15 protein-coding genes are annotated in these 10,496 nt (G+C 70.5%); 10 read left to right on the plus strand and 5 right to left on the minus strand.

The window, feature by feature from the left end; all coding sequences use genetic code 11:
• The 8 genes from HUV01_RS06975 to HUV01_RS07010 all read left to right on the plus strand — a co-directional run.
• Positions 1-307 (plus strand): tetratricopeptide repeat protein (locus HUV01_RS06975; RefSeq protein ID WP_174297579.1); only part of this gene is annotated, 307 nt, incomplete at its 5' end.
• Complete coding sequence (locus HUV01_RS06980; protein ID WP_174297580.1) at positions 304-942, plus strand: LON peptidase substrate-binding domain-containing protein; 639 nt, start codon at positions 304-306, stop codon at positions 940-942. The genes HUV01_RS06975 and HUV01_RS06980, both read left to right, overlap by 4 nt.
• 40 nt (positions 943-982) lie before the next feature.
• A complete protein-coding gene (locus HUV01_RS06985) occupies positions 983-1,153 on the plus strand; it encodes a Trm112 family protein (protein ID WP_174297581.1) in 171 nt (56 codons plus the stop codon).
• Between the two features lie 84 nt (positions 1,154-1,237).
• Positions 1,238-2,590: a S41 family peptidase gene (locus HUV01_RS06990; protein ID WP_174297582.1), complete on the plus strand. Its 1,353-nt coding sequence runs from the start codon at positions 1,238-1,240 to the stop codon at positions 2,588-2,590.
• Complete coding sequence (locus HUV01_RS06995) at positions 2,590-3,123, plus strand: disulfide bond formation protein B (protein ID WP_174297583.1); 534 nt, start codon at positions 2,590-2,592, stop codon at positions 3,121-3,123. Before HUV01_RS06990 ends, HUV01_RS06995 begins: the two co-directional genes overlap by 1 nt.
• Entirely contained in the window at positions 3,120-3,659 is a 540-nt protein-coding gene (locus tag HUV01_RS07000; protein WP_174297584.1) for a demethoxyubiquinone hydroxylase family protein, read from the plus strand. Before HUV01_RS06995 ends, HUV01_RS07000 begins: the two co-directional genes overlap by 4 nt.
• Positions 3,660-3,673: 14 nt before the next feature.
• Positions 3,674-4,147 (plus strand): hypothetical protein, encoded by a 474-nt coding sequence (locus HUV01_RS07005; protein WP_174297585.1) that lies wholly within the window; start codon positions 3,674-3,676, stop codon positions 4,145-4,147.
• A gap of 43 nt (positions 4,148-4,190) precedes the next feature.
• Positions 4,191-4,493 carry a hypothetical protein gene (locus HUV01_RS07010; protein WP_174297586.1) on the plus strand — a complete coding sequence of 101 codons (303 nt, stop codon included), beginning with the start codon at positions 4,191-4,193 and terminating at the stop codon, positions 4,491-4,493.
• Here HUV01_RS07010 and HUV01_RS07015 read toward each other — a convergent pair.
• Positions 4,482-5,132: a DedA family protein gene (locus tag HUV01_RS07015; RefSeq protein ID WP_174297587.1), complete on the minus strand. Its 651-nt coding sequence runs from the start codon at positions 5,130-5,132 to the stop codon at positions 4,482-4,484. The genes HUV01_RS07010 and HUV01_RS07015 overlap by 12 nt on opposite strands.
• Positions 5,133-5,197: 65 nt before the next feature.
• On the opposite strand from HUV01_RS07015, the gene HUV01_RS07020 reads away from it, so the two are divergent.
• Complete coding sequence (locus HUV01_RS07020) at positions 5,198-5,998, plus strand: aldo/keto reductase (RefSeq protein WP_174297588.1); 801 nt, start codon at positions 5,198-5,200, stop codon at positions 5,996-5,998.
• A 79-nt stretch (positions 5,999-6,077) separates the two neighbouring features.
• Here the strand turns inward: HUV01_RS07020 and HUV01_RS07025 are convergent, their stop codons facing one another.
• A complete protein-coding gene (locus HUV01_RS07025) occupies positions 6,078-6,524 on the minus strand; it encodes a MerR family transcriptional regulator (protein ID WP_254606446.1) in 447 nt (148 codons plus the stop codon).
• 26 nt (positions 6,525-6,550) lie between these two features.
• Between HUV01_RS07025 and HUV01_RS07030 the strand changes: the two genes are divergently transcribed.
• Entirely contained in the window at positions 6,551-7,081 is a 531-nt protein-coding gene (locus HUV01_RS07030) for a hypothetical protein (RefSeq protein WP_174297590.1), read from the plus strand.
• Between the two features lie 143 nt (positions 7,082-7,224).
• On the opposite strand, the gene HUV01_RS07035 is transcribed toward HUV01_RS07030, so the two are convergent.
• The 3 genes from HUV01_RS07035 to HUV01_RS07045 all read right to left on the minus strand — a co-directional run.
• Positions 7,225-8,670 carry a UdgX family uracil-DNA binding protein gene (locus HUV01_RS07035; protein WP_174297591.1) on the minus strand — a complete coding sequence of 482 codons (1,446 nt, stop codon included), beginning with the start codon at positions 8,668-8,670 and terminating at the stop codon, positions 7,225-7,227.
• A complete protein-coding gene (locus tag HUV01_RS07040) occupies positions 8,667-9,914 on the minus strand; it encodes a putative DNA modification/repair radical SAM protein (protein WP_174297592.1) in 1,248 nt (415 codons plus the stop codon). Before HUV01_RS07040 ends, HUV01_RS07035 begins: the two co-directional genes overlap by 4 nt.
• A 46-nt stretch (positions 9,915-9,960) precedes the next feature.
• On the minus strand, positions 9,961-10,496 hold a 536-nt coding region (locus tag HUV01_RS07045), incomplete at its 5' end, for a biotin/lipoyl-containing protein (RefSeq protein ID WP_302480030.1).

Genomic DNA, 10,496 nt, shown 5'->3' on the forward strand with positions numbered 1-10,496 from the left:
GCGCGCGCAGGCGGCGCTGGCGCTGGCGAAGACCGCGCAGCCGGTGGGCGACCTCGCCGCGCTGGAGGCGAGGGCGGCGGCGGAGCCCGGGAACATGGACCTGCGTTTCGAGCTCGCCAACGGCCAGGTCGCGGCCGGCGAACGCGACGCCGCCGCCGGGACGCTGCTGGCGATGATAAAGGACGACCGCGCGTGGAACGAGGGCGCCGCGCGCACCCAGCTGCTCGCGCTGTTCGAAGTCGTGGGCCTGATGGATCCGTGGGTCGCACAGCAGCGCCGGCGCCTGTCCGCGATCCTGTTCGGATGACGGCCGCCGCCCAGCCCTCGACCAGGCTGTCGATCTTCCCGCTTCCCGGCGCGCTGCTGTTTCCGGGCATGCACCTGCCGCTGCACATCTTCGAGCCGAGATACCGCGCGATGATATCGGACGCGATGGCGCGCGACCGGCGCATCGGCATGATCCAGCCCCGCCCGGTGACTGCGCGCGATCCCGACCGGCCGCCGCTGTTCGACTTGGGCTGCGTGGGGCGGATCGCGGAGTTCGAGGCGATGGAGGACGGGCGCTACAACCTGATCCTCGAAGGCCTGTCGCTGTTCCGCGTGGTCCGCGAGCTGGAGGTCACCACCCAGTTCCGGCAGGTGGAGGCCCGTCTGCTGCCCGTCGTGGCGGACGAGTCGCTGGCGCTGGCGATGCGATCGTCGCTGGAGCTGGAGTCGCGAAGGTTCGCGGAGGCGCAGGGGTATCAGGTGGACTGGGACTCGGTCGCGCGGCTCGACGACACCGCCTTCGTCAACGGCATCGCGCAGATCGCGCCCTTCGACGCCGCCGCCAAGCAGGCGCTGCTGGAGGCGCAGGGCCTTGAGGCCCGGGCCGAGCTGATCGTGCAGCTGCTCCAGTTCTTCGGTCGCCACGACGGCGAGGACCGGGTGACGCTGCAGTGATCGACGCTCGCCTTCCCTCTCCCATGAGGGGAAAGGGAGAATGATCGACCCCTGGCTCCTCGAACGGCTCGTGTGCCCCGCCACGCGCACCCCGTTGCGCCTGGACGAGGCGGCGGGCGAGCTGGTGTCCGATGCCGCCGGGCTCGCCTATCCGATCCGCGACGGCGTGCCCGTGCTGCTGGTCGAGGAAGCGCGGACGCTCGCCGGCTGAGCGTACACACCCGGTTCACCGGCCGGCTGCTTGGAGGAGCGCGGGAAATCGGCTAGACCGGTCGTCTTCCGCACAGGATCGCCAATGCTCCGCAATCTCGTCCCGGCCGCCGCGCTGGTCGCCACGCTCGCGCTGATCCCCGCCACTACCGCGGGGATGGCGGCGGTCGATACCGGCACCTATCGCGAGATGGACAAGTTCCTGGACGTCTACAATCGCGTGAAGGCCGATTACGTCGACAAGGTGAGCGACGACAAGCTCGTCAAGGGCGCGATCCAGGGCATGCTCGCGAGCCTCGACCCGCATTCCGGCTACGAGGACGCGCTCGACTTCCAGAACCTCAAGATCATGACGGAAGGCAATTACGGCGGACTTGGCCTCTCGGTCACGATGGAGGATGGCGCGATCAAGGTGATGAGCCCGCAGGACGGCACGCCGGCGGGTCGCGCGGGCGTCAAGTCGGGCGACTATATCACGCACATCGACGGCAAGCTGATCTATGGCCAGACGCTGGACGAGGCGATCGGGTCGATGCGCGGCAAGCCGGGCACCAGGATCGCCCTCACCCTGGTGCGTCCCGGCCGGGACAAGCCGATCGACCTCGTGCTGACGCGGGAGGTCATCACGCAGAAGCCGGTGAAGTGGGAGGTGAAGGGCCAGATCGGCTATATCGACGTCAACACCTTTTCCGAGAACACCGGCGCCGATACGCGCGCGGCGATCATGGGCATCGGCAAGTCGCTCGGTCACGATCCGCTGGGCTATGTCCTTGACCTTCGCGACAACGGCGGCGGGCTGCTGACTCAGGCGATCGCGGTCGGCGATGCCTTTCTCGACCATGGCGAGATCGTGTCGCAGCGCGGCCGCGAGAAGAGCGACATCGAACGCTATTACGCCAAGTCCGGCGACGACACGCATGGCGCGCCGGTTATCGTCCTGGTCAACGCGGGAACCGCGTCCGCGAGCGAGATCGTCGCGGGCGCGCTGCAGGACCAGCATCGCGCGCTCGTGATGGGCGAGCGGTCGTTCGGCAAGGGATCGGTCCAGACGCTGATCCCGCTGGGGCCGGAGACGGCGCTGCGGCTCACCACCGCGCGCTACTACACCCCGTCCGGCCGCTCGGTGCAGGAGGGCGGGATCGCCCCCGACATCGCGGTGCCCGAGCTGAACGACCCCGACTACAAGACCCGGCCCAGCTTCCGCGAGGCTGACCTGCGCCGCCACCTCATCAACGAGGTAAAGGCGGATGACAAGGTGCTCGAGGAGGACACGACCGCCGACCCGCGCTTCGCCGCCACGCCCGACAGCCTGAAGAAGGACGGGATCACCGACTTCCAGCTCTGGTATGCGTTGAAGACGCTGAACCGGCTTGCCCCCGCCACGGCGCCGGCGGCGAAGGTCGCGGCGACGGCCGTCTCCGCGCGTCGGCGGCGGTGATGGCCGCCCTCGACCTGCATGAACGCGTGGACGTCCGACGCGCGCCCGTCGACCGCGATGTTGGCCCGCGCTTCCGGGCGGCGCGCCGGATCGCGTTGCTCGTGCCGGCCACGCTGCTGGCGGGGGCGTGGGGATCGCAGCTGATCGGCGGGCTGGTGCCGTGCGAGATGTGCCACTGGCAGCGGTGGGCGCATTACGCCGCGCTGGTGCTGGCCGCGCTCGCCTTCGCGCTTCCCCGGCGCGCGCTCGTCGCGCTGGCGGGAGTGGCGATCGCCGTTTCGGGGGTGATCGGCGTGATCCACGCCGGCGCGGAATGGCATTGGTGGACCGATGTCAGCGCCTGCACCTCCACCGTCGCCAGGGGCCTGTCCGCCGACGAGATGCTGCGGCGGATCATGGCGGCGCCCGTGGTGCGCTGCGACGCCGCCCAGTGGCGGCTGGGGGGCGTGTCGCTCGCTGGCTGGAACGCGCTGTTCTCGCTGGGCGGCGCGGCGGCGATCGGACTGCTTCTCACCCGAAGGACTGCGCGATGACGCCGAACTGGAAACCGGGCGACCGCCGCCCCGCGAGCGATCCGATGATCCGCGTCGACCAGGCGGGCGAGTTCGGCGCGATCCGCATCTATGCCGGCCAGCTCGCCATCATGGGCGACCGGCACCCGGTCGCGCGCGAGATCGCGGGCATGGCGCTGCAGGAGGAGAAGCACCGCGCGTTCTTCGACGCGATGATGGCGAGGCGTCGCGTCCGCCCGACGATCTTCGCGCCGCTGTGGAACGTCGCCGGCTTCGCGCTGGGCGCCGTCACCGCCGCGATCGGGCCGGAGGCGGCGATGGCCTGCACCGCGGCGGTCGAGACCGAGATCGACAAGCATTACGCCGACCAGCTCGTCGCGCTGGGCGCCAGCGATCCCGAGCTGTCCGACGCGATCGTCGAGTTCCAGGCGGAGGAGGTCGAGCATCGCGACACCGCGCTCGCGCACGGCGCCGAGCGGGCGCCCGCCTATCCGCTGATGAGCGCCGTCATCCGCGCGGGCTGCCGGATCGCGATCGCGACGGCGCAGCGGATCTGAAGGGAGAGAGAGTGATGGCCGTCCGTCGTGCATCGCTGATCGCCGCCGCGCTGCCGGCGGCACTCGCCGGGCCGGCGGCGGCGCAGAGCGTCGGCCCGGCGAACCCGAACGCGACCCCCATCCGCACGCTCCAGGCGCCGCCGGAGGTGAGCCACGAGGCATCCGTCAACGGCGTGCTGACGCTTTACGGCGACCAGCGTTGTCCGACGGACAGGAGCGGCAACGAGGTCGTCGTGTGCGTCCGTCGCAGCGCCGCGGAACAGTTCCGTATTCCCAAGCAGCTGCGCGAGTTCAAGGTGACGCCGCAGAACGAGAGCTGGGCCAGGACCCAGTCGGTCGCGATGTCGGCGGGCGCCGCCGGCACGGGAAGCTGCACCACCGTCGGCGCGGGCGGCGGCATCGGCTGTTTCGGCCAGGAGACACGCATCGCCAAGGCCGAGACCAAACAGCGCGAGAAGGACGCGACGCCCGACCTCAAGGGCTATTGATCCGCGCGCCCGGTGTGCCACCGTGCATGCCGGGAGACGAACGATGGCCAGCGCCGCGAGCGACACGCACGGGATCGATCCGACGCCGACCGGGGATGCGCGCCGCCGCCCGCCGTCGATCGGCGCGGACGGGTACGAGCGGGTGCTGGCCTGGCTGTCGCTCGCGCTCTTCGCCGTCGCGCTCGTCGCGATCGGACGCGGCCGGGCCGAATGGCGCGCGGTTCCAACGCTGATCTGGCTGCACCTTGCGACCGTCCTGTTCGCGACCGGCCTGACGCCGGCGATCCTGCTCGGGCGGCGCGGGACCGGGCGGCACCGGATGCCGGGACGCTGGCTATTCGGGTGAGTTCGCCCCCCTGCCCTCGCGCGCGCCCCGTAGCCGATGCCAGACATATCCCGCCACCACGATCACAAGGGCCGCGCCGATCGCCGCATCCGCTCGGTGGAACCACGCCTTCAGCCGGGGATCGCTGTTCCACCGGTCGCCCAGCGTCATCCCCACCCACGCAAGGCCGAAGCACCATGGCCAGCTTCCCACGAACGTACAGACGTGGAACGGCACCAGCCGCATCCGCGCGACGCCGGCGGGAAAGGCGATGAACGACCGGATCACCGGCAATAGCCGCCCGACCAGCACAGCGATGCCGCCGAACCGCGCGAAGAACCGGTCCGCCGCGTCGATCTCCCCCGGCCCGATCAGCAGCCAGCGGCCATAGCGCCGCGCCAGCGGCCGCCCGCCGCGCCGGCCGATCCCATAGCCGACGATCGACCCCAGGTTGCATCCGACCGCCCCCGCCGTCGCCGCCGCCCACAACGAGAAATGCCCGGTCGATACCAGATAGCCCGCAAACGGCATGATGACCTCCGACGGCAGCGGGACGCAGGCGCTCTCAATCGCCATCAGCAGCATGATCCCCGGATAGCCGCCCGCGGCGATCACGCCGGTGATGATGCCGGCGAGCCGGCCCAGAATGTCTTCGATCATGTTCCGACCCTAACCAGCCGGCTGACGGATGGGAACCGGCCCCGCGGACCGACAGTTCGACGGGCATGACGAACCTTACCCTCAACGACGGCCGCTCGATGCCGCAACTCGGCATGGGCACCTGGCAGATCAAGGATGCGCAGGCCGCCTCCATCGTCCGCGCCGGGCTCGATCTCGGCTTCGCGCTGGTCGACACCGCCGCGGTGTACGACAACGAGATGGGGGTCGGCGCCGGGGTCAAGGGCACCGACGCCTGGCTCACCACCAAGCTGTGGAACAACCGCCAGCACGACGCGGCGGCGGCGCTGGACGAGAGCCTGGCGCTGCTCGGCGTCGATGCGGTCGACCTGTACCTGATGCACTGGCCCGTGCCGGCGCAGGACCAGTACGTCGACGCGTGGCGAGCGATGATCGGCTTGCGCGACGCCGGCAAGGCGCTGTCGATCGGCGTGAGCAACTTCCTGCCCGAGCATCTCGACCGCATCGTCGCCGAGACCGGCGTCACGCCGGCCGTCAACCAGATCGAACTGCACCCCGATTTCCAGCAGCGGGAGGCGCGCGCCTACCACGACGCGCACGGCATCGTGACGCAGAGCTGGAGCCCGATCGGGCAGGGCAAGGACCTGCTGGGCCGCGAGGCGATCGTCCGCATCGCCGGCAAGCACGGGCGTAGCGCGGCACAGGTGGTGCTCGCCTGGCACCTGGCGCACGGCTTGTCGGCCGTTCCCAAGGCGGCCGACCGCGAGCACCTGTCCGACAACTTCGCCGCGCTCGACCTGACGCTCGACGACGAGCACATGGCCGCGATCGATGCGCTGGACTCGCCCGGCGGCCGGCTGGGGCCGGATCCGGCGACGTTCGGCTGACCGGCGCGGAGTCTGTCCGGACCGGCCTGGACGATCCCGTTCGTCCGATCGCCGCCGTGAACGGGCGGGAGCCGGCGCCCTACCGGTGCGGCGCCAGGGCGTTGATGATGCGGCACCCGGCGATCGTACCGCCCTTGCAGGTCGTCAGAAGGTCGGACAGTTCGCGGCGCAGTGCGGTCAGATCGGCGATCTTGCGATCGATCTCGGCCAGGTGATCCGCCGCCAGCACGTCCACCGAACCACAGTCCGCGCCCCGGTCGTCGGCGAGGCCAAGCAGCGTCCGTACCTGGCCGAGCGAAAAGCCGAGCGCGCGTGCCCGGCGGATGAAGCTCAGGCGGGAGAGGCCCGCCTCCCCATAGCAGCGGTAGTTGCCCGGCGAGCGCGAGGGCTCCGGCAGCAGCCCCTGCCGTTCGTACCAGCGGATCGTCTCGACCCTGGTAGCGGTCGCCCGCGCTAGGTCGCCGATCCTGTATCCGCCGCTGCTTGACCCTGTAGTCACTTCAGGGTGCATAGGACCGCCCGTCATCGTTGTCGATTTGGGATGGGGGGATCATGGACCGGCGGAGAATCGTCATCGCGGCGCTGTTGCTGCTGGCGCCGTACAGCGGGCGGGCGTCGGCACAGGCGGCCGGTGGCGAGCGCGAACCGGCGGCGATCCTGGAGCTTGGCGCGGCGGCAGAGCGCGGGGTGAAGGGTGGCCCCGTCGGCGCCGGCCCGTCGCTCGCGGCGGAGTTCACGCCGATCGAGGGCTGGCTGGAGATCGAGGGCGGTGTCGCGCCCCTGTTCAGCCGGGGCCAGACCGAATGGGACTTCGACCTGCTGTTCAAGAAGCCCTTCACCCTGTCGCGGCGGGTCGAGATCATGGTCGGAGCCGGCCCGAGCCTCAGCCATGTGGTCGCGAATGGCCGGACCAGCGACGATGCCGGCCTGGAAGCCGCGCTCGACGTCATGGTCTGGCCGTGGCGGGGGCGACGGGTGGGCTGGTATGTCGAGCCGAGCATCGGTCGCAGCTTCGCCGCGGGCCATGAGGGCGCCGTGGGGATCAGCGGCGGGATATTGATCCCGATCGGACGCCACGGCTGATCCTTGCCGGGACCGCCGGCCCCGGCAAAGGCGCCAGCCCCGGCAGGGACGCCAGCCCCGGCAGGGACGCCAGCCCCGGCAGGGACGCCAGCCCCGGCAGGGACGCCAGCTCCGGCAGGGACGGGCGCGCCCCTGGCCCGCCTTCACGCCGCCAGCGCCGCCTTCACCAGCCGCAGGTCGTCGACAAAGCGGGCATATTCCTCGCGAGCCCGCTCGGGCTCCGGGATGCGCAGCAGGAAGCTTGGATGGACGGTGATCCATGCCTCGCCACCATCCTCGCCCCCCGGTCCTTTGGGCAGCCGCTGCGCCCTGCCCCGCTCGCGGCCGATCGTCACCACGCGGCCGAACAGCGACCGCGCGGCGGTCGCGCCCAGCGCCACCGTCACCTTCGGGCGCAGCAGCATGCGTTCCTGATCGATCCACCAGCGGCATGCCTCGATCTCGCCCGCGTCGGGCTTGGCGTGGATGCGTCGCTTGCCACGCGGCTCGAACTTGAAATGCTTCACCGCGTTGGTGACATAGGCATCGGCGCGCGGGATGCCCGCCTCGGCCAGCGCGCGATCGAACATCTGGCCGGCGGGGCCGATGAACGGCTTGCCCTGCAGGTCCTCGTTGTCGCCGGGCTGCTCGCCCACGAACATCAACGGCGCGGAGACCGGCCCCTCGCCGAATACCGTCTGCGTCGCGGGCTTGTAGAGGTGGCAGCGCGTACAGCCTGCCGCCTCCTCCTTCAGCGCCTCCCATGCGGCCTGGGCATTGCCGCCCACGCCCGTCCGATCGTCGGCCGTCCGGTCATTCTGCGCCGTCTCGATCATTTCCAGCTCCCGCGCCCTCGCGCCTGCGATCAGTTCGGGCACCAACGCGGTCTCGGGCATGTTTTTCCAATATTTTCGCGGCATTTCCTTCAGCATCGCGCCCACCTTCACGCGCGCGGGATTGAAGATCGACGCGTAATAGGTCTTCCACACCGCCTCCACGGGATCGCCGTCGGGGGCGTCGCCCTTCTGCGCGCCCGGCCCCTCGCTCAACGCAGCGCCGTCCCAGTGGAGCGAGACGCCGGGCGTCAGGATCGACCAGCGCATCGACGCGAAACGGTTGACGAAGAACGCCGCGTTCGCGCGCACGATATGATGCTCGGGCTCGAACCAGGCGACGTAGCGCGTCACGTCGTCGCTCTCGGTCACTTCGCGAAAGCGCAGGAACGCGCGCATCTTGTGGATGTCGCGCCGCACCGTCCTCGCAAGGCCCTCCAGCCGGCGGACGAGCGGGTCGGCATGGTCCTCCATCAGCTTGGGGGTCGTCCGCAGCCGCACGAGCGCGGCGTACAGCAGCGCGAACCGCTCGGGATCGCTCGCCAGCGCCGCCGAACGCGCGACGTCGAGGAACAGGCGCGATACCGATCCCGCCGCGCCGGCGGGTGGCGGCGGCGCGGCGGTACGCGGATCGGGCTCGGCCGCGAACAGGTCGACGGGCGCGTCGCCGACCTGCCACACCACCTCGCCCGGCGGCACGCCCTCGGCGGCGAGCGCGCGGGCAGCGTCGCGCCAGCCGTCGAAATCGTCGGGCTCCGCGAGCGTGGCGATCCTCACGCCGCGAACAGTTCCATCTGTTTCGCCACGGGCGCGACGACCGGGCGCAGATCGGCGCGGTCGGCGAGTTGCACCGGCCGCCAGTCGTCGGCGACGATGAACGGCCGCACCTTGGCGACCGAGACGGTCAGCCGACCGACGTCGTCCAGCCGGAGCCGCCGCCAGCGTCGCGCGGCGATCAGCGCATCGACAGCCTTCACCCCCAATCCCGGCACCCGCAGCAGCGCCTCGCGCGGGGCGCGATTGACGTCGACGGGAAAGCGATCGCGGAACTTCAATGCCCAGGCGAGCTTGGGATCGATGTCGAGCGGCAGCATTCCCGTGACCGGATCCGCCGCCGCCGCCACCTCGTTCGGGCGATAGTCGTAGAAGCGCATCAGCCAGTCCGACTGGTACAGCCGGTGCTCGCGCATCAGCGGCGGGCGCTGGAGCGGCAGGACGGCCGACGCGTCGGGGATCGGGCTGAACGCGGAATAGTAGACCCGCCGCAACCCGAACCGGTCGTAGAGGTGCGAGGCCTTGCCGATGATGTCGCCGTCGGTCGCCGCATCCGCGCCGACGATCATCTGCGTCGACTGGCCGGCGGGCGCGAAGCGCGGCGCGGACCGATAGCGTGTGCGCGCCTCCTTCGTGTCGGCGATGGCGGTCTTCAGCTCGCCCATCGCGCCCTCGATCCGGCCGCCGTCCTTCTCGGGCGCGAGCCGCTTCAGTCCGGCGGCGGTCGGCAGCTCGACGTTGATCGACAGACGGTCGGCATGAAGCCCCGCCGCGTGGACCAGCGCGGGATCGGCGTCGGGTATGGTCTTGAGGTGGATGTACCCGCGGAAATGGTGATCCTCGCGAAGCGACCGCGCGACCTCCACCATCTGCTCCATCGTGTAGTCGGACGACCGGATGATCCCCGACGACAGGAACAGCCCCTCGATATAGTTGCGCCGGTAGAAGGACAGGGTGAGATTGACGACCTCCGCCGGCGTGAACCGTGCGCGCCGCACGTTGCTGCTCTTGCGATTGATGCAATAGTGACAGTCGAAGATGCAGCTGTTGGTCAACAGGATCTTGAGCAGCGAGATGCACCGGCCATCGGGAGCATAGGCGTGGCAGATGCCCATGCCCTCCGTCGAGCCCAGCCCCTTGCCGTCACGGCTGTTGCGCTTCGCCGTTCCGGACGACGCGCAGGACGCGTCGTACTTGGCCGCATCGGCGAGGATCGCGAGCTTCTGCCGGACGTCGAGCTGGGCCATGCGTTCGATATACGTTCACGTCCGGCCGGTGCCAAGCAATTCAGGTTTACTCCAGTTCGAGGATCACCTGATCGACCGATAGGCTGTCGCCCATCGCGGCGGACAGCGCCTTGACCGTGCCGGACTTTCCGGCGCGCAGGATGTTCTCCATCTTCATCGCCTCGACGACCGCCAGCGGCTGACCCGCCTCCACGGTGTCACCCGCGCCCACGTCGAGCCGGACGAGCAATCCCGGCATCGGGCACAGCAGGAAGCGCGACAGGTCGGGCGGCACCTTCTCGATCAGGTGGTGCGCGAACGGCGCGACGTGCGCGGGCAGGACGCGGGCGACGTGGCTCGCCCCGCGCGCGGTGAGGCGATAGCCGGTGCGCGTGCGCTTCAGGCGGACGCCAAGCGACCCCGCGTCGGTCTCTACCCGCATCAGCCGGTCGCCCGGCGCGTAGCCGGCGGCGGCGAAGGCCATCGGCTCACCGTCGACCGCGACGCCGTCCGCCGCGATCTGGACCGCGTGGTCGACCCCGGCGATCCGCACCACCCATTGCGCGGGTGCGGGCAGCGGCCGGCCGAGCTGGCCGTCGGTAT

Source organism: Sphingomonas bacterium (assembly GCF_903643035.1).
In the GTDB taxonomy this organism is placed as follows: domain Bacteria; phylum Pseudomonadota; class Alphaproteobacteria; order Sphingomonadales; family Sphingomonadaceae; genus Sphingomonas.